This is a genomic window from Belnapia arida, from assembly GCF_016773205.1.
GTDB classification, from domain to species: Bacteria; Pseudomonadota; Alphaproteobacteria; order Acetobacterales; family Acetobacteraceae; genus Belnapia; species Belnapia arida.
In genome coordinates this window covers 1,270,570-1,287,570 of record NZ_JAETWB010000001.1, presented here as the reverse complement: position 1 = coordinate 1,287,570, position 17,001 = coordinate 1,270,570, and the positions used below count along the sequence as shown (strand labels likewise).

The following is a 17,001-nucleotide window of genomic DNA, read 5'->3' as shown; positions in this document are numbered from 1 at the left end:
GGGTCAGGCTTCGACCTTGCGAAAGAGCGGGGCGGGCGGCGGCAGCGTGGTACCCTCAGGCAGCGGCTCGGCGAGGGCATCGAGCCCCCTGCCCTCCGCCGGCACGCCGAGCTGGTCGAGCATCGCCGCCATGGTCGTCGGCATGAAGGGCTGCAGCACGGTGGCGAAAACCCGCAGCGCGCTGTGCAGGTGCCGCAGCACCACCGCCATGCGCAGGGGATCGGTCTTCTTCAGCGCCCAGGGTGCCTGGACGGTGACATAGCCATTGGCTGCCCGCGCCTCGGCGAGGATCGCCTCCAGCGCCAGGTGGAATTCCTGCCGCTCGACATGCACGCCGACCCGCCCAGGCAGGCTCCCGAGCCCGGCGAGCAGCTCCGCATCCCCCTCGGCCGCCCCGGCCGGCGCCGGGAGCGCACCGCCGCAATTGCGCTGGATCAGCGAGAGCGTCCGGTTTGCCAGGTTGCCAAGCGTATCCGCCAGCTCCCCGTTGAGCCGCCCGATCAGCGCGGCGCGGGAGAAGTCGCCGTCATTGCCGAAGGGCACCTCGCGCAGCAGGAAGTAGCGCACCGGGTCGAGCCCGTATTCCTCGACCAGCGTCACCGGGTCGATGACGTTGCCGAGGCTCTTCGAGATCTTCTGACCCTCATTGGTCCACCAGCCATGGGCGAAGACCCGCCGCGGCGGCGCGAGCCCCGCCGCCTGGAGGAAGGCCGGCCAGTAGATGGCGTGGAAACGGACGATATCCTTGCCGACGAAGTGGACATCCGCCGGCCAGAACTTCCACCGCTCCGCCGAAGTGTCGGGATAGCCCGCCGCCGTGATGTAGTTGGTCAACGCATCCAGCCAGACATACATCACATGGGCCGGGTCGCCCGGCACCGGAATGCCCCAAGTGAAGCTGGTCCGGCTGATGGACAGGTCCTGCAGCCCGCCCTCGACGAAGCGCATCACCTCGTTCCGGCGAGAGGTCGGGGCGATGAAATCCGGGTTGTCCCGGTAGAAGTCGAGCAGCCAGGGGCCCCATTTCGCCAGACGGAAGAAGTAGCTCGGCTCCCGTACCCACTCGACCGGCGCGCCGGTCGGGGCGAAGCGGCGGCCGTCCCGTTCCTCGATCTCGTCCGGGCCGTAGAAGGCCTCGTCCCGCACCGCGTACCAGCCCTCGTAATGGCCGAGATAAATCTCGTCGCGGCGGACCAGCTCCTCCCACAGCGCCTGGCAGGCCGCCTTGTGCCGCGGCTCCGTGGTGCGGATGAAGTCGTCGTTGGAGAAGCCCATGGTCGCGGCCAGGTCGCGGAAATGCTGGCTCACCTGGTCCGTGAAGGCCTGTGGGTCCATCCCCGCATCCTGCGCCGCCTTCTCCACCTTCTGCCCGTGCTCGTCCGTACCGGTGAGGAAGAAGACCTCGTCGCCCGAGAGCCTCGCCCAGCGCGCCATCACGTCGGTGGCGAGCGAGGTGTAGGCATGGCCGATATGGGGCCGGTCGTTCACGTAATAGATGGGAGTGGTGAAGTATTTCGTTGCCATGGCTGCGTCTTTCAGCGGACCGCGAGCATCCCGAGGCTGCTCAGGACGGCCTGCTTGCGGTCGAGGTTCAACCGCTCCGTCTCGTCCGCGAGGCGGCCCAGCTTCTCCCACAGGGTAGACCACTCGGCAAGCGAGCGGCCCTCGGCCCAGCGCAGCGCCGTGCCCTCGCGTGCCGCGCCGCGCAGCCCTGAGGCCATCGCCCGCCGCAGCAGGGCCATGAAGGTGGTGAGCGCCGCCGCATCGCGCCGTGCCGTCACCCGGTCGGCGATGTCCTGCGCCAGGCGCGGGTCGAGCCGCGGCAAGCCCGCCAGTACCTCATCGACAAGGGATTGCAGGGCAAGCCCCTCGCCTTCCGCCAGCAGCAGGGCGCGGCCGGGGCAGCCATCGGCGATGCGGGCGAGTCCGGCCCGCTCCGGCCCGCCCAGCTCCGGCAGCCAGCGGCCGAGCAGCCCCTGCATCGCCGGATCGGGCAGCGGCGCCAAGTCGAGCCGCCGGCAGCGGCTGCGGATGGTCGGCAGCAGCCGGTCCGGCGCGCTGGTGACGAGCAGCTGCACGGTGCGCGGCGGCGGTTCCTCCAGCGTCTTCAGCAGGATGTTGGGGACGACCTCGCGCTCCGCCCGCTCCAGCTCCTCGACGACGACGGCGCGCCAGCCGCCCTCGGCCGCGGTCATCGCCATGAAGCGGAGGGCGGCGCGGGCATCCTCGGCCCGCAGCACCTCCTTCTTGCCGCGCTCGCCTGTATTGGGCGCCATGCTGAAGAGGTCGGCATGGGCGCCGGCGGCGACACGGCGGAAGACAGGGTGTTCTTCCGGCAGACGCAGCGGCACAGCACCCCGCGCGGCCGGCGGCAGCCCGGCCAGCAGCCACCGGGCGAAGCGATAGGCGAGCGTCGCCTTCCCGACTCCGGAAGGCCCTGCGATCAGCCAGGCATGCGGCAGCCGGCCGGAGCGCGCCGCCTCCTCCAGCGTGCGTGCGGCATCATCGTGCCCGACGAGCTCCGGATTGGCGCGGGGCTCGGGCGGCGTCACGGCAGCAGGCGGGCGCGGACGGCCTTCAGGATTGCGCCGGCGACGCCCTCCGGCGTGCCGGTCGCGTCCAGCAGCAGGCACCGATCCGGCTCGGCCGCCGCAATGGCGCGGAAACCGTCGCGGACCCGGGCATGGAAGTCGGTATCCATCGCCTCATAGCGATTGGCGTCGCCGCGGGCGGCGGCGCGGGCAAGGCCCGCCTCGGGATCGATCTCCAGCACCAGCGTAAGGTCGGGCCGCAACCCCTCCAACGCAAGCGCCGCCAGCGCATCGAAGACCCGGCGCGGCACGCCCTGGCCGAAGCATTGATAGGCGAGCGTCGAGTCGGCGAAGCGGTCGGAGACGACCCAGGTTCCGGTCTCGAGCGCCGGCCGGATGGTCCGCTCCACATGCTCCCGCCGCGCGGCGAAGTGCAGCATGCACTCCGCAACCCCGTCCCACGGCCCCTGCCCGAGCAAGACGGAGCGGATCGCCTCCGCCCCCGGCGCCCCACCCGGCTCGCGCGTGCGGAGCATTGGGATGCCCTCTGCCGCCAGCGCCGCGACCAGCCGCCCTGCCTGGGTGGACTTCCCCGCCCCCTCCCCGCCTTCCAGCGTGATGAAGCGGCCCCGCACCATCAGCCGCCGATCCAGCGGCCGATCACCGCCGGGATGCGTGAGACGAGGCCGAGCTTGTCAACATCGGCCCCGGCCAGTAGCGGCAGGGAGAGGTTCGGCACGCCCTGGCCGCCGACCTCCAGCCGACCAAGCTCCTGCCCCTTCAGCACCGGGGCGGTGAGCGGCGCGTCATAGCGCAGCTTGGCCTGAAGGCGCTGGCGCCACTGCCGCGGCAGGGTGACGACCACATCCTTGCCGCCGACCAGCGGCACAGTCTTGCGGTCGCCGAGATGCACCGGCACCTCCTCGATCACGTCGGCCGCGCGGAACAGCACGACGTTCTCGAACTCGCGGAAGCCCCACTCCAGCAGCCGTTCGCTCTCCTCGCCGCGCGCCCGCATGGTGGGGAGGCCGTTGAAGATCAGGATCAGCCTCCGGTCGCCCCGCTTGGCGCTGGCCGTCAGGCCGTAGCCGGCCTCCTCGGTATGGCCGGTCTTGAGGCCGTCGGCACCGGGGACGCGGGCCAGGGTCGGATTGCGGTTCTCCTGGGTGATGTTGTTCCAGGTGAAGCTGCGCTCGTTGTAGTACTTATAGTATTCCGGGAAGTCGTTGATGATGTGCCGGGCGACCCGGGCGAGGTCGCGGCAGCTCATCCGGTGCTCCGGATCGGGCCAGCCGGTCGCGTTGCGGAAGGTGCTGTCGGTCAGACCGATCTGCTTCCCCTTCTCGTTCATCATCTCGGCGAATTGCTGTTCGGAGCCGGCGATGCCCTCCGCCAGGACGATGCAGGCATCGTTGCCCGACTGCACGATGACGCCGCGGATCAACGCCTCCACCGGCACGGTGCCGCCGATCTGCACGAACATCTTGCTGCCCTGCATGCGCCAGGCGCGCTCGCTGACCGGTAGCTCCTGGTCCAGCTTGAGCCGGCCCTCCTTCAGCATGCTGAAGACCATGTACATGGTCATCAGCTTCGACATGGAGGATGGCGGCATCCGCTCATCGGCATTCTTCTCGAGCAGCACCGCATCGGTGTCGGCATCGATGATGAGTGCCTGGCGGGCGATGGTGTCGAAGGGGCCGAGCGGCGTGCTGGCGGGGCTCGGCGCCGGGCCGGAGGGCGCATTGCGTGGTGCCGCGCCGCCGGGACGGGCGGAGTTGCGCGGCTGCGCCAGGGCCGGGAGGCTGGCAGCGGTCAGGGCCGCGGCGGCAGGCAGGACCAGGCCGCGGCGGGTGGGACCCAGGACGCCGGGCTTCGGGGCATCAGGGCGGGAGGACATGGCGGGCGGACTCCGGTGCGCTCCGCATCGCATACGCCGTTGCACCCCAGCCGCTCAAGGCCTTGTGTGCGCCTGCCGAAAATCGAGATGCTGGCGTGGCTTGCGGGACGCTATTCGACCAGCAGCCGAGCCTCCGGCAGACCCGCCCGCAGCACCGCGCCAATCGCCCGGTCGGCCGTGGCGATGTCGGGGAAGGGCCCGGCGACGACCCGGTATTGCGGCAGGCGTCCCGCCCCGAAGGGCTCGACCCGCGGCCGAACGCCAGGAATTCGCGCCGCCTGGCGCTGTGCCAGGTCACGGCGGAAGAAGCTGCCGGCCTCGACCACCAGCCGTCCAGGCTGCGCCGGCCGGCTGGTGATGGCCTCCGGCAGCGGGTCGGGCGGTATTTCCGGTCGCGCCTCGGCCAGCGGCCGTGCCGCCGTCTGCGCGAGGGCCGGGCGCACTGCCGCCTCCCGCGCACCCGGCAGCGGCGGAAGGGCCTCGCGCTCGACGGCGGCACGGGGGGCGGCGACCAAGGTGAGAGCTGGCCGGTCCAGGCTCGGCAAGGCGCCGGCGAGGGCCTGGCTCGGCCCGGTCTCGACCCGGATGCGCACCTGCGCCGCTCCGCCCGCGGCGATGCCGAGCAGCTGTGCCGCCCGTGGCGAAAGGCCCACGACCCGCCCCGGCTGCGCCGGCCCCCGGTCGTTTACCCGGATGCGGATCTCCCGCCCGTTCTCGAGGTTCCAGACCGAGAGGATGACGGGAAGCTGCAAGGTCCGGTGCGCGCCGACCAGCCGGTCCGGGTCATAGGCCTCGCCATTGACGGTACGCTGGCCAGGCCGGCCACGCGGCAGCACGGTGGCGATGCCGCTCTCCTCCAGGCCAAAATCCTCGCGCGGGTAGGACCAGACTCCGCCCAGCGCATAAGGCTCGCCAAGCATGTAGCGGCCGGTCGAGGCCGGCGGTGGCGCCTGACGATCGCAGCCCGCCGCCAGCAGGACCAGCGCCAGGGCTGCGGCCTGCCTCAAGCGACGCGGTCCGACAGCAGCCCCACGGCCAACGCGTAATTCACGGGCGGATTGTAGCGGCGGATCACCTGAAAATTCTTATGGCAGAGGAAGACCTGGGTGGTGCCGTTCCGCGGCAGAACGAGGCCCGTCTCGATCTCCGAAGCCGGCAGCGGCCCGCCATCCTGCCGGCGGAAGCCCATCCGGCTCCAGTCCCGCAGCGGGCGCTTGCTCTCCGTCTCCGCCCGCTCCTGCTCGAAGCCGGCCGGGGCGAGCACCGCCTGGCCCCAGGGCTCCTCGTCGCGCCAGCCATGGCGGGCGAGGTAGTTGCCAATGGAAGCCAGAGCATCCGCCCGGCTGTCCCAGATGTCCCGCCGCCCGTCGCCGTCGAAATCGACGGCCAGCCGCTCGAAATTGCTCGGCATGAATTGCGGCTGCCCCATCGCCCCGGCCCAGCTTCCCTTCATCCGCGCCGGCGCCACATGCCCGCCATCCAGCACCTTCAGCGCCGCGATCAGCTCCGTGCGGAAATAGCTCGACCGCCGCCCGTCCCAGGCCAGCGTCGCCAGCGCCTCGATCACCCCGAAGCCGCCGGTATTGGTGCCGAAATTGGTCTCCATCCCCCAGATCGCCACGATCACACGGGGATCGACCCGGTAGCGCGTGCCGATGGCGGAGAGCAGGCTGCGGCTCTCGGCATAATTGCGCCGCCCGTTCTCGATCCGCGTCTGGGATACGATGCGGTCGCGATACTCCTCCCAGCTGAGCGACCCTTCGGGCTGGCGCCGGTCCAGCTCCAGCACCCGATCGATCGGACGGAGGCCGCTGAGGGCCCGTTGGATGGTGCCGGGCGAGACGCCGGCGCGGCGGGCATCCCCGCGGACGCCGTCGAGGAAGGCATCGAAGGAGGCGGTGGCGGCGCGGGCCGGTGCGGCGAGCGCCAGCGGAATCGCAAGGAACGAGCGGCGAGGAATCATGCCGCGACAGGTGCCACGGGCCCTGGCCCTTCCGCAACTACCGCGTGCTCTTGGAAGCCGGGGCGATGGTGCTAGGATCGAGGGAAGCCGAGGGAAAACGTCATGGTCGCCGTCACCGAAACCATCGCCCAGTATTGCGCGACGCTCGATTTCGCCACCCTGCCGCCCGAGGTGCAGCAGCGCACCCGCTTCCTGGTGCTCGACCTGGTCGGGAACATCATCCGCGGCCGGCACGATGCGGAGAGCACCCCTGCCCTGCTCGCCATGGCCCGCGCCCTCGGCCTCGCCGCCGGCGGTTCCGCCGTGCTCGGCGACAGCGCCCGCTACACCCCGGCCGGCGCCGCGATGCTGAACGGCGCGCTGGCCCATAGCCTCGACTTCGACGACACCCATGCGGCCGGCACGCTGCATCCCGGCGCCCCGGTGATCCCGGCGGCGCTCGCCGCCGCCGAGATGGTCGGCGCCGATGGCCGCACCGTCCTCTCGGCCATCGTCGCCGGCTACGAGGTCACCTGCCGCCTCGCCCTCGCCCTGCCGGGCGGCGACCACTACGACCGCGGCTACCACCCGACCGCCACCTGCGGCGCCTTCGGCGCGGCCGCCGCCGCCGCGCGGGTCTTCGGCCTCGATGCCAAGGGGATGCAGGACGCCTTCGGCATCGCCCTCTCCCAGGCCGCCGGCAGCCTGCAATTCTTGGCGAACGGCGCCTGGACCAAGCGCTTCCAGGTCGGCTGGTCGGCGATGAACGGCCTCGCCGCCGCGACGCTGGCGCGCGAGGGCTTCCGCGGCGCCGCCGAGGCCTTCGAGGGCAAGGCCGGCTTCCTCCGCGCCTATGCGCCGAACCCGGTGCCCGAGCGCGCCCTCCAGGGCCTCGGCCACCAGTTCGAGCTGATGAACACGGCGGTGAAGCCCTACCCCTCCTGCCGCTACGGCCATGCCTGCGTCGACGCCGCCATCGCCTTCCACAACGAGCTTGGGCTGAAGGCGGAGGAAATCGAAGCCGTCACCATGGGCCTGCCCAACAAGGGCATGCTGCTGGTCGGCGCCCCGCTTGCGTACAAGCAGAACCCGCAGAACGTGGTGGACGGCCAGTTCAGCGGCCCCTTCGTCGTCGCCTGCGGCCTGGTGCATGGCCAGATGGGCTGGGACAGCTACGCCCTGCTGCAGGACCCGGCCGTGCGCAGCGTCCTGCCCAAGGTCGATTGCGTCGAGGACCCCGAGATTCAGGCCTTCTTCCCGGAATACATGTCCGGCAAGCTGACGCTCCGCGCCCGCGGCCAGGAGCATGTCCGGGTGGTGAAGATCGCCAAGGGCGAGCCGGAGAATTTCCTCACCGAGGCCGAGCTGCGGGCCAAGTTCCATGGGCTGGTCGATGCCGTGCTCGGCCGCGACCGTGCGGTGCAACTCGCCGATGCCGTGATCGGCCTCGACCGCGCGGCCGACGTCAACGGCATGCTGCGCCTCGGCGCGCCGATGATGGCGGCACGGCTCGCCGGGGAATAACCCCCGGCGCCAGGGCGGGCCAGGGCCTGGCGCCCCGGCCCTACTTGTCCTCGAGTTGGCCGAGGAAGGCGCGGAAATCCTTCGCCTCGCCGAAATTGCGGTAGACGCTGGCGAAGCGGACATAGGCCACCTGGTCCACCTCCTTCAGCGTCTCCATGACGATCTCGCCGATCTGCCGCGAGGTCACCTCCGAGTCGGCCTCGGTCTCCAGCCGACGCTGGATGCCGTTGACGATGCGCTCCACCCGGTCCTCGTCGACCGGCCGCTTGCGCAGCGCGACGCGGATGGACCGCGCCAGCTTCTCCCGGTCGAACGGCGCCCGGCGCCCATCGGTCTTCAGCACCGTCAGCTCGCGGAGCTGCACCCGCTCGAAGGTGGTGAAGCGGCTGCCGCAGGCCGGACAGGAGCGCCGGCGGCGGATGGCCGCCGCGTCCTCCGCCGGGCGGCTGTCCTTCACCTGGGTGTCGTCACTGCCGCAATAGGGGCATTTCATCGATAGATCGGGAAGCGCTGGCAGAGCGCCAGCACCCGCGCCTTCACGCTCTCCTCCACCGCCGAGTTGGCCGCGGCATCGTTGGCCCGCGCCAGCCCGTCCAGCACCTCGCCGATCAGCCGCCCGACCTCGCGGAACTCCGCCTCGCCGAAGCCGCGCGTGGTGCCGGCCGGCGTGCCGAGGCGGACGCCGGAGGTGACCATGGGCTTCTCCGGGTCGAAGGGGATGGCGTTCTTGTTGCAGGTGAGGTGCGCCCGGTTGAGCGCCCCCTCGGCCGCCTTGCCCGTCAGCCCCTTCGGCCGAAGGTCGACCAGCAGCAGGTGGTTCTCCGTCCCGCCGGTGACGAGGTCGAGGCCCTGCGCCTTCAGCTCCTCGGCCAGCGCCACCGCATTGGCGACGACGGCGCGGGCATAGGCGCGGAACTCGGGCTTCAGCGCCTCGCCGAAGGCCACCGCCTTGGCGGCGATCACATGCATCAAGGGCCCGCCCTGAAGCCCCGGGAAGACGGCTGAGTTGAATTTCTTCGCCAGCGCCTCGTCATTGGTGAGGATCATGCCGCCGCGCGGCCCGCGCAGCGTCTTGTGCGTCGTCGTCGTCGCCACATGCGCATGCGGAAAGGGCGAAGGGTGCGCCCCGCCGGCGACGAGGCCGGCGAAATGCGCCATGTCGACCATGAACCAGGCGCCCACCTCGTCGGCGATCGCCCGGAACGCGGCGAAGTCCCAGACCCGCGCATAGGCCGAACCGCCGGCGATGATCAGCTTCGGCTTGTTCTCGAGCGCGATCCGGCGGACCTCCGCCATATCGATCAGCTGGTCCTCCTGCCGCACCGTATAAGGCACCGGCTTGAACCACTTGCCGGAAAGGTTGGCCGCCGAGCCATGGGTCAGGTGCCCGCCCGCCGCCAGGTCGAGCCCCATGAAGGCATCGCCCGGCTGCAGCAGCGCCAGGAACACCGCCTGGTTGGCCTGCGCCCCGCTATGCGGCTGCACATTGGCGAAGCCGCAGCCGAAGAGCTGCTTCGCCCGCTCGATCGCCAGCGTCTCCGCCACGTCGACATACTCGCAGCCGCCGTAATAGCGCCGGCCCGGATAACCCTCGGCATATTTGTTGGTCAGCACCGAGCCCTGCGCCTCAAGCACCGCCTGGGAGACGATGTTCTCGGAGGCGATCAGCTCGATGCCATCCTGCTGGCGGCCCAGCTCCTGCCCGATGGCGGCGGCGAGCTCGGGGTCGGCTTCGGCCACCGAGGCGCTGAAGAAGCGATCAGGGCTGCGGTAGGCGGTTGTCTCGTTCATGGCGTCACCCGTTCGGAGCAAGCTTGGCGAGGCGCCGGGCATGCCGCCCGCCCTCGAATTCGGTGGCGAGGAAGGCCCGCAGCGCATCCAGCGCCAATTCCGGCCCGGTCGTCCGGGCCCCGAAGCAGGCGATGTTGGCGTCGTTATGCGCGCGGGTCAGCCGCGCCTCGGTGGTGGAATGCAGCACCGCCGCGCGGATGCCTGCATGACGGTTGGCCGCGATCTGCACGCCGATGCCGGTCCCGCAGACCAGCACGCCGAAGCGCGCCTCGCCCGTCTCCACCGCGCGGGCGACCTTGTGGGCGAAATCCGGGTAGTCGACACTCTCGGCCGAGTTGGTGCCGACATCGATCAACCGGTATCCGGCCTCGGCCAGGACCTGCTGCAGCACGGATTTGAGCGGCAGCCCGGCATGGTCGCCGCCGATGGCGATGGGGAGCTGGGTCATGGGCCGTCCCTACCACGCAATGGGGTGGTCGGGATATGGTGCCCACAAGGGCTTGGGCGCAACCCTGGCCTGCATCCGCGCCGTCCCGGGGCCCCTCCTCATCCCGCTTCCGTCCCGGCCCCGGACATGGCACGGATAGGCGGACGGAGGAACACCCCATGGTCAACAGCACCAATCCCGAGACCCTGGCGCTGCATGGCGGCAGCTACCGGGCCGACCCGACCACCGGCTCGGTCGCCGTGCCAATCCACCAGACGACGAGCTTTCAGTTCCAGGACACCGGCCATGCCGCCCGGCTCTTCGGCCTGGCCGAGCTCGGCAACATCTACACCCGCATCATGAACCCGACCTGCGACGCCCTCGAGACGCGGATCGCGGCGATCGAGGGTGGCGTGGCGGCGCTCGCGGTCGGCTCCGGCCAGGCGGCGACCAGCTTCTCGGTGATGAACCTTTGCTCGGCGGGCGACAACATCGTCTCCTCGACGGACCTCTACGGCGGCACCTGGAACCTCTTCGCCAACACGCTGAAGCAGTTCGGCGTCGAGGTCCGCTTCGTCGACCCCGCCGATCCGGAGGGCTTCGCCCGCGCCACGGACGCCCGCACCCGCTGCTACTACGCCGAGGTGCTGCCGAACCCGAAGCTGCAGGTCTTCCCGATCGAGGAGGTCGCCGCCATCGGCCGCCGCCTCGGCGTGCCGCTGATCATGGACAACACCGCGGCTCCCATCATCTGCAAGCCGCTCGCCCTCGGCGCCGCCGTCGTCATGCACTCGACGACCAAGTTCATCGGCGGCCACGGCACCAGCATCGGCGGCATCGTGGTCGATGGCGGCAATTTCGACTGGGAGGCCGGGGCTGATCGCTTCCCGACGCTCAACCAGCCGGATCCGAGCTACCACGGTGCCGTCTGGAGCCAGGCGGCGAAGCCGCTCGGCCCCATCGCCTACATCCTCAGGATGCGCACCTGCCTGTTGCGCGACATGGGCGCCCCGATGTCGCCCTTCAACGCCTTCATGTTCCTCCAGGGGCTGGAGACGCTGCCGCTGCGCATGGAGCGCCATTGCGCCAATGCGCTGAAGGTCGCCGCCTACCTCTCCTCCCACCCCAAGGTGACGAAGGTCATCCACCCCAGCGTCCAGACCGGCGAGGCGAAGCGCCGGGCCGACGCGGCGCTGCATGGCGGCTACGGCAGCCTCATGGGCTTCGAGATGCAGGGCGGCGCCGAGGCCGGCGCCCGCTTCATCGACAACCTGAAGCTGCTCTACCACGTCGCCAACATCGGCGATGCGCGGTCCCTGGCCATCCACCCGGCGACCACCACCCACAGCCAGCTTTCCGCCGAGGAGCAGGCGGCGACCGGCGTGACCCCCGGCTATGTCCGCCTCTCCATCGGCATCGAGCATGTGGAGGACATCATCGCCGACCTCGCCCAGGCGCTGGAGGCGGCATGAGCATCGGCACCCCGACCGGGGCCTTCCCGGCGACCCGCATGCGCCGCAACCGGCGCGATGCCTGGACGCGCCGGCTGAATGCCGAGAACACGCTGACGGTCGACGACCTGATCTGGCCGATCTTCATCCGCGAGGGCACCGGCCAGACCACCGACGTCGCCTCCATGCCAGGCGTCGTGCGCGTCACGCTCGACCGCCTCGCCGGCCATGTCGAGCAGGCGGCGAGCCTCGGCATCCCCGCCGTCGCGCTTTTCCCGATGACGCCGCCGGAGCTGAAGGATGCCGAGGGCACCGAGGCGCTCAACCCCGAGAACCTGATGTGCCGCGCCGCCCGCCTGCTGAAGCGCGAATTCCCCGATCTCGGCCTGGTCGGCGACGTGGCGCTCGACCCCTATACCGACCACGGCCATGACGGCGTCATCCGCGGCACGCCCACCGGCGAGTACGTCCACAACGACGAGAGCGTCGCCATCCTCGTCACCCAGGCGGTGAACCAGGCCGCGGCCGGCATCGACGTCATCGCCCCCTCCGACATGATGGACGGCCGCATCGGCAGCATCCGCGCGGCGCTCGACGAGGCCGGGCTGATCGACACCCGCATCATGTCCTACGCGGCGAAATACGCCTCCGCCTTCTACGGCCCCTTCCGCGACGCCGTCGGCAGCGGCAAGGCCCTTCGGGGCGACAAGAAGACCTACCAGATGGACCCGGCCAACACCGACGAGGCGCTGCGCGAGGTGGCGCTCGACCTCGCCGAGGGCGCCGACATGGTCATGGTCAAGCCGGGCATGCCCTATCTCGATATCGTGCGCCGGGTGAAGGACCGCTTCGGCGTTCCGACCTTTGCCTACCAGGTGAGCGGTGAGTACGCGATGATCATGGCCGCCGTCCGCAACGGCTGGCTGGAGCACGAACGGGCCATGATGGAGAGCCTGCTCGGCTTCAAGCGCGCCGGCGCCAATGGCGTGCTGACCTATTTTGCAGTGGAGGCGGCGCGCCTGCTCAGGTCCCGCTGACGGAGGAGCACGCGATGAACACCGACTGGCTCGGCCTCGGCGACAGGATCGCCGTCGTCACCGGCGCCGCGGGCGGCATGGGCCGCGCGATCGCCGCCGCCTTTGTCGAGGCGGGCGCCGCCGTCGCCCTGCTCGACCGCGAGAAGGATGGGCTGCTGGCGCTCGAGAGCCAGCTGACCGCCGCCGGCGGCCGCGTCGCCGCCATCCGCTGCGACACCGGCTCCGAAGCCAGCATCGCGGACGCTGCCCGCGCCTCGGCCGACAAGCTCGGCCCGGCGGATATCCTCGTCAACAATGCCGGCATCCTGCGCGCAGGCCCGCTCGCCACCCTCCCGCTCGAGGAGTGGAACACGCTGCTCGCGGTGAATCTCACCGGGTACCTGCTCTGCGCCCAGGCCTTCCGCCCGCAGATGCTCGGCCGCGGCGGGTCCCTGGTCCACATCGCCTCCATCGCGGCGAGCAACCCTCAGCCCCGCAGCGGCGGCTACAGCCCGAGCAAGGCGGCGGTCGCCATGCTCTCGCGTCAACTGGCACTCGAATGGGGCCCGGACGGCATCCGCAGCAACGTGGTCAGCCCCGGCCTGATCCGCACGCCGATGTCGGAGAGCTTCTACCAGGCGCCCGGCGTCAAGGAGCGGCGCGAGGCGATCCTGCCGCTCCGCCGCATCGGCACGCCGCAGGACATTGCCGATGCTGTCATCTATCTCTCAAGCGCGCGGGCGAGCTACGTTACCGGCGGCGAGATCCTGGTCGATGGTGGCCTCGATCAGGCCATCATGGAGCTGACGCCCCGGCCGGGCTACTGAGCCCTTCGAAGAAGGCGCCGATCGCCCGCACCGAGAGGCTCTCTGCGTCCCGGTCGTAGAAGCCGCAATGTCCGCCGCCCGCGACGCGAAGCGGCAGCACGGCCGGACAGATGGCCCAGTCGATGCCGTCCATCACCGAGACCGGCACCAGCGGGTCGTCCTCCGCCATGAGCAGCAGGGTCGGCACGCGCAGCCGCGGCAGGGCGGCAGCCGGGCGGTTCACCTCGCAGAAGACGGCGAAGGAGGGATAGCCGAAACGCGGCGCCGTCACCTCCGCCTCGAATTCGGTGAGGGACCCAGCCTGCCGTGCCGCCCGGCGGAGCGCATCAGGGAGGTCGGCCGCCGGCACGGCCAGCACCTCCCGCCGGTAGAGCGCCAGCAGCGCCCGGCCGAGCACGGGGTTGGCATCGATCGCCGCATAGGCCACCTCGGGCTCCAGCGGCGGCCCGATGGCGGCCGCGCCGAGGATGGCGGGCATGCCTTCCCCGCCCCGTGCGAGCAGGTTCAGCACCAGCGCCCCGCCGAGCGACCAGCCGGCCAGCACCACTCCCTGCCCGGCCAGCGCCTCCGGCAGCAGGGCCAGCGCCTCGGCCAGGTCCGCGCTGCGGCCGAGATGGTAGTGGCTGGTGCTCCGCGCCAGGCTGCGCGCGCTGCCCCGCAGGTTGAGCCGCAAGACGGGAAAGCCCCGCCGCAGCAGTCCCGCCGCGGCCTCGCGCAGATAGGGGTCGTCCTCCGTCCCGGTCAGCCCGTGGACGAGCACGGCCAGCGGCCGGCCGGCGTCTGCGGTGGGAAGGTGCAGCATGGCGGCCAGCGCGTCGCCATCCGCCATCGGCAGCCAGAGCCGGTGCCCCGGCGGCAGCCGCGCCGGCCAGGGCCAGCGCAGCGCCCGAAGCGTCTGCAGGGTGCCGCCCAGCCAGGGCGGACGCGGGCGGAAGGGCACGAGCGAGGGCGTCATGCCCCCGCCAACGCGCTGCCGCTGCCGCGGTTACAGGACGCCCTTCTCCCGCAGCGCCGCGATCTCCGCCGCCGGCATCCCAAGCAAGCCGCCCAGCACCTCCTCCGTATGCTGGCCGAGCACCGGCGGCGGGCTGCGATAGGCGGGCGGCGTCGCCGAGAGCTTCACCGGGTTGGCGATGACCTTCACCGTCTCGCCCGAGGCATGCGGCAGCTCCAGCACCATGTTGCGCGCCTGCACATGCGGGTCGGCGAAGACCTGCTCCAGCGTGTTGATCGGCCCGCAGCCGATCTTCAGCGCCTCAAGCACCTCGATCCACTCCGCCGTGGTCTTCGACTGCATCACCGGCGTCAACGTTTCCGTCACCAGCTGCCGGTTCTGCACCCGCTTCGGGTTCGTGGCGAAGCGCTCATCGGCCAGCAGGTGCTCCAGCCCGTTCGCCTTGCAGAAGCGCTCGAAGGTCGGGTCGTTGCCGACCGCCAGGATGATGTAGCCGTCCTTAGTGGGATATTCCTGGTAGGGCGCGATGTTCGGGTGCTGGTTGCCGAGTCGGGGTGGGTTCTCGCCGGTCGCCAGGTAGTTCATCCCCTGGTTGGCCAGCCAGGCGACATGGGTGTCGAGCATGCCGATATCGATCTGCTGCCCCTCCCCCGTCGCGTTCCGATGATTCACCGCCGCCAGGATGCCGATGCAGCCATAGAGTCCGGCGAAGAGGTCGGCCACCGGCACGCCCACCTTCTGCGGCGTGCCATCCGGCTCCCCGGTGAGGGACATGACGCCGCCCATCGCCTGGATCAGCGCATCGTAGCCCGGCCGCGGCGCGTAGGGCCCGGTCTGGCCGAAGCCGGTGATCGAGCAGTAGATCAGCCGCGGGTACTTGGCCTTGAGCTGCTCCCAGCCGAGACCGTATTTCGCCAGCGCGCCCACCTTGAAATTCTCGACCAGGATGTCGCAATGCCCGAGCAGCCGGTGGATCACCGCCTGGCCGTCGGGGCTGGCGAGGTCGAGGGTGACCGACTTCTTGTTGCGGTTCACCCCGACGAAGTAAGCGCTCTCCTTCGTGTTGGGCACGAAGGGCGGGGCGAAGCCGCGGGTGTCGTCGCCGGCCTCAGGCCGCTCGATCTTGAAGACCTCGGCGCCGAGGTCGCCCAGCATCTGGGTGCAGGTCGGCCCCGCCAACACCCGCGTCAGGTCGAGCACCCTGAGCCCCTTGAGCGGCCCGACCGCCCCGCCTTCCCGTCCGTCCTGCATCGCCTTCTCCCTTGCCTCGGCGCCTGATCCCGCCCGTTGATGCACCAGCCGCGCCGCTACATCCAGCCCGGCAGGATGAAGACCAGCCAGGCCAGCGGCGGCCCGGCGACGACGACCAGGATGCTGTAGACCAGGAAGCGCCGGTACACCCCCTCCCGCTCCTCCGGCCGCGCATTCGCCACCACCAGCGCGCCGTTGGTCGAGAAGGGTGAGACATCGACGATGGTCGAGGAGATGGCGAGCGAGGCGATCATCCCCCCGACGCCGATCTGCCCCTGCTGCAGGAAGGGCACGGCGAGCGGGATGATCGCCCCCAGCACCCCCACCGAGGAGGCGAAGGCCGAGACTACGCCGCCGATGTAGCAGAGCAGCAGCGCCGCCAGCAGCGGCGCGCCGAGGCCGGAGACCCCCTGCCCCACGCTGTCGATCGCCCCCGACTTCTGCAGCACGCCGACATAGGTGACGACGCCGCCGACCAGCAGGATGGTGGACCAGCCGATCTTGTCGACCGCGCCCTTCTGCTCGTTCGGGTCGAGCAGGGCGAGCGCTACCGCGACCGTCACCGCCAGCAGCCCGATGTTGATGCCGAAGGCGAGCCCGCCGATTGCGAGCACCGCCAGCCCCAGCAGCGTTGCACCCTGATGCAGGTTGAGCCCGCCCTGCTGCGGGTGGGTCGGCGGCGTCAGGCTGGCATCGGCGCTGGTGCCGTGCCCCGCGATCGCCAGGCCGGTGACCGCCGCCCCCGCGCCATCCGTCGCCGGCGCCGTCGCCCGCCGACCGAGCAGCGCCCGCCCCCCAAAGGCGAGGAAGACGCCGGCCGAGACGACGAGGTTGAAGCCGAGGCTGGCCAGGAACAGCATCGTCTCGTGCCCCGGCAGGCCGGAGCGGGCGACGATCTGGTTGGTGATGCCGCCATAGATGCTGATCGGCGAGAAGCCGCCGCCCTGCGCCCCATGGATCACCAGCAGCCCCATCATCAGCGGGCTGATCGCATAGGCCCTGGCGAATTGCAGCGCGACCGGGGCAAGGATAGCGCAGGCCGCGGGGCTCACCGCCCCCACCGCGGTCAGCGCCGCGGCGACCGCGAACATGATCCAGGGGATGGCCGCGATCCGCCCGCCCACGGCCCGCACCGCCATATGGATCAGCCAGTCCACCGTCCCGTTCTTCTGCGCGATGGCGAAGAGGTAGGTGATACCGACCAGGGTGACGAAGAGGTCGCCCGGGAAGCCGGCGATGATCTGCGCGGAGGTCATCCCGACCGAGAGCGTCCCGATCAGGAAGGCCATGGCGAGGGCGAGCGCCCCCATGTTGAGGGGCAGGACGGTCGCGACGACGAACATCACGACCAGCCCCAGGATGGTGGTGGTCTGCGGCGACATGGGCACT

The 17,001-nt window shown here is 70.8% G+C and carries 16 protein-coding genes; 4 read left to right on the top strand and 12 right to left on the bottom strand.

From position 1 onward, the window contains the following. Positions 1-3: 3 nt before the first annotated feature. The 6 genes from metG to JMJ56_RS06330 form a co-directional block, all read right to left on the bottom strand. Positions 4-1,524, bottom strand: coding sequence for a methionine--tRNA ligase (gene metG, locus JMJ56_RS06355; protein ID WP_202830714.1), 1,521 nt, complete (start codon positions 1,522-1,524; stop codon positions 4-6). An 11-nt stretch (positions 1,525-1,535) separates the two neighbouring features. After that, the gene (locus tag JMJ56_RS06350) at positions 1,536-2,552 is read right to left on the bottom strand and encodes a DNA polymerase III subunit delta' (protein ID WP_202830713.1); all 1,017 of its coding nucleotides are present in this window, start codon (positions 2,550-2,552) and stop codon (positions 1,536-1,538) included. Further along, complete coding sequence (gene tmk, locus JMJ56_RS06345) at positions 2,549-3,169, bottom strand: dTMP kinase (protein WP_202830712.1); 621 nt, start codon at positions 3,167-3,169, stop codon at positions 2,549-2,551. The genes JMJ56_RS06350 and tmk overlap by 4 nt, the downstream gene beginning before the upstream one ends. Beyond that, positions 3,169-4,428, bottom strand: a complete 1,260-nt coding sequence (locus tag JMJ56_RS06340; protein WP_202830711.1) for a D-alanyl-D-alanine carboxypeptidase family protein — start codon at positions 4,426-4,428, stop codon at positions 3,169-3,171. The genes tmk and JMJ56_RS06340 overlap by 1 nt, the downstream gene beginning before the upstream one ends. Positions 4,429-4,538: 110 nt before the next feature. Continuing rightward, on the bottom strand, positions 4,539-5,435 hold the full coding sequence (locus tag JMJ56_RS06335; protein WP_202830710.1) for a septal ring lytic transglycosylase RlpA family protein: 897 nt from the start codon (positions 5,433-5,435) through the stop codon (positions 4,539-4,541). Continuing rightward, positions 5,432-6,391, bottom strand: coding sequence for a lytic murein transglycosylase (locus JMJ56_RS06330; protein ID WP_202830709.1), 960 nt, complete (start codon positions 6,389-6,391; stop codon positions 5,432-5,434). Before JMJ56_RS06330 ends, JMJ56_RS06335 begins: the two co-directional genes overlap by 4 nt. Positions 6,392-6,493: 102 nt before the next feature. On the opposite strand from JMJ56_RS06330, the gene JMJ56_RS06325 reads away from it, so the two are divergent. Continuing rightward, the gene (locus tag JMJ56_RS06325) at positions 6,494-7,894 is read left to right on the top strand and encodes an MmgE/PrpD family protein (protein ID WP_202830708.1); all 1,401 of its coding nucleotides are present in this window, start codon (positions 6,494-6,496) and stop codon (positions 7,892-7,894) included. Between the two features lie 40 nt (positions 7,895-7,934). On the opposite strand, the gene nrdR is transcribed toward JMJ56_RS06325, so the two are convergent. The 3 genes from nrdR to rpiB are packed head-to-tail and all read right to left on the bottom strand — an operon-like array spanning position 7,935 to position 10,133. After that, positions 7,935-8,387, bottom strand: coding sequence for a transcriptional regulator NrdR (gene nrdR, locus JMJ56_RS06320; protein ID WP_202830707.1), 453 nt, complete (start codon positions 8,385-8,387; stop codon positions 7,935-7,937). Then, positions 8,384-9,685, bottom strand: coding sequence for a serine hydroxymethyltransferase (gene glyA / locus JMJ56_RS06315; protein ID WP_202830706.1), 1,302 nt, complete (start codon positions 9,683-9,685; stop codon positions 8,384-8,386). Before glyA ends, nrdR begins: the two co-directional genes overlap by 4 nt. A 4-nt stretch (positions 9,686-9,689) precedes the next feature. Then, the gene (gene rpiB / locus JMJ56_RS06310; RefSeq protein ID WP_202830705.1) at positions 9,690-10,133 is read right to left on the bottom strand and encodes a ribose 5-phosphate isomerase B; all 444 of its coding nucleotides are present in this window, start codon (positions 10,131-10,133) and stop codon (positions 9,690-9,692) included. A gap of 158 nt (positions 10,134-10,291) precedes the next feature. Between rpiB and JMJ56_RS06305 the strand changes: the two genes are divergently transcribed. Genes JMJ56_RS06305 through JMJ56_RS06295 form a run of 3 tightly spaced genes read left to right on the top strand, consistent with a single transcriptional unit; the run spans position 10,292 to position 13,406 of the window. Continuing rightward, complete coding sequence (locus JMJ56_RS06305; RefSeq protein WP_202830704.1) at positions 10,292-11,584, top strand: O-acetylhomoserine aminocarboxypropyltransferase/cysteine synthase family protein; 1,293 nt, start codon at positions 10,292-10,294, stop codon at positions 11,582-11,584. Continuing rightward, complete coding sequence (gene hemB / locus JMJ56_RS06300; protein ID WP_202830703.1) at positions 11,581-12,600, top strand: porphobilinogen synthase; 1,020 nt, start codon at positions 11,581-11,583, stop codon at positions 12,598-12,600. The genes JMJ56_RS06305 and hemB overlap by 4 nt, the downstream gene beginning before the upstream one ends. 14 nt (positions 12,601-12,614) lie before the next feature. Beyond that, positions 12,615-13,406 carry an SDR family NAD(P)-dependent oxidoreductase gene (locus JMJ56_RS06295; protein WP_202830702.1) on the top strand — a complete coding sequence of 264 codons (792 nt, stop codon included), beginning with the start codon at positions 12,615-12,617 and terminating at the stop codon, positions 13,404-13,406. Here the strand turns inward: JMJ56_RS06295 and JMJ56_RS06290 are convergent. From JMJ56_RS06290 to JMJ56_RS06280, 3 genes are read right to left on the bottom strand one after another with little or no spacing between them, the layout of a single operon-like run. Then, positions 13,375-14,361, bottom strand: coding sequence for an alpha/beta fold hydrolase (locus JMJ56_RS06290; RefSeq protein ID WP_202830701.1), 987 nt, complete (start codon positions 14,359-14,361; stop codon positions 13,375-13,377). The genes JMJ56_RS06295 and JMJ56_RS06290 overlap by 32 nt on opposite strands. A 30-nt stretch (positions 14,362-14,391) precedes the next feature. Next, positions 14,392-15,612, bottom strand: a complete 1,221-nt coding sequence (locus JMJ56_RS06285) for a CaiB/BaiF CoA transferase family protein (protein ID WP_202830700.1) — start codon at positions 15,610-15,612, stop codon at positions 14,392-14,394. 56 nt (positions 15,613-15,668) lie between these two features. After that, on the bottom strand, positions 15,669-16,994 hold the full coding sequence (locus tag JMJ56_RS06280; RefSeq protein ID WP_202830699.1) for an SLC13 family permease: 1,326 nt from the start codon (positions 16,992-16,994) through the stop codon (positions 15,669-15,671). Positions 16,995-17,001: the final 7 nt, after the last annotated feature.

What these genes read in the sequence shown, in the direction of transcription:
- rpiB (WP_202830705.1), bottom strand. Translation starts at nt 10,133, where the DNA reads ATGACCCAGCTCCCCATCGCCATCGGCGGCGACCATGCCGGGCTGCCG.
- hemB (WP_202830703.1), top strand. Translation starts at nt 11,581, where the DNA reads ATGAGCATCGGCACCCCGACCGGGGCCTTCCCGGCGACCCGCATGCGC.
- JMJ56_RS06340 (WP_202830711.1), bottom strand. Translation starts at nt 4,428, where the DNA reads ATGTCCTCCCGCCCTGATGCCCCGAAGCCCGGCGTCCTGGGTCCCACC.
- metG (WP_202830714.1), bottom strand. Translation starts at nt 1,524, where the DNA reads ATGGCAACGAAATACTTCACCACTCCCATCTATTACGTGAACGACCGG.
- nrdR (WP_202830707.1), bottom strand. Translation starts at nt 8,387, where the DNA reads ATGAAATGCCCCTATTGCGGCAGTGACGACACCCAGGTGAAGGACAGC.
- JMJ56_RS06280 (WP_202830699.1), bottom strand. Translation starts at nt 16,994, where the DNA reads ATGTCGCCGCAGACCACCACCATCCTGGGGCTGGTCGTGATGTTCGTC.
- JMJ56_RS06295 (WP_202830702.1), top strand. Translation starts at nt 12,615, where the DNA reads ATGAACACCGACTGGCTCGGCCTCGGCGACAGGATCGCCGTCGTCACC.
- glyA (WP_202830706.1), bottom strand. Translation starts at nt 9,685, where the DNA reads ATGAACGAGACAACCGCCTACCGCAGCCCTGATCGCTTCTTCAGCGCC.
- tmk (WP_202830712.1), bottom strand. Translation starts at nt 3,169, where the DNA reads ATGGTGCGGGGCCGCTTCATCACGCTGGAAGGCGGGGAGGGGGCGGGG.
- JMJ56_RS06290 (WP_202830701.1), bottom strand. Translation starts at nt 14,361, where the DNA reads ATGACGCCCTCGCTCGTGCCCTTCCGCCCGCGTCCGCCCTGGCTGGGC.
- JMJ56_RS06285 (WP_202830700.1), bottom strand. Translation starts at nt 15,612, where the DNA reads ATGCAGGACGGACGGGAAGGCGGGGCGGTCGGGCCGCTCAAGGGGCTC.
- JMJ56_RS06325 (WP_202830708.1), top strand. Translation starts at nt 6,494, where the DNA reads ATGGTCGCCGTCACCGAAACCATCGCCCAGTATTGCGCGACGCTCGAT.
- JMJ56_RS06330 (WP_202830709.1), bottom strand. Translation starts at nt 6,391, where the DNA reads ATGATTCCTCGCCGCTCGTTCCTTGCGATTCCGCTGGCGCTCGCCGCA.
- JMJ56_RS06305 (WP_202830704.1), top strand. Translation starts at nt 10,292, where the DNA reads ATGGTCAACAGCACCAATCCCGAGACCCTGGCGCTGCATGGCGGCAGC.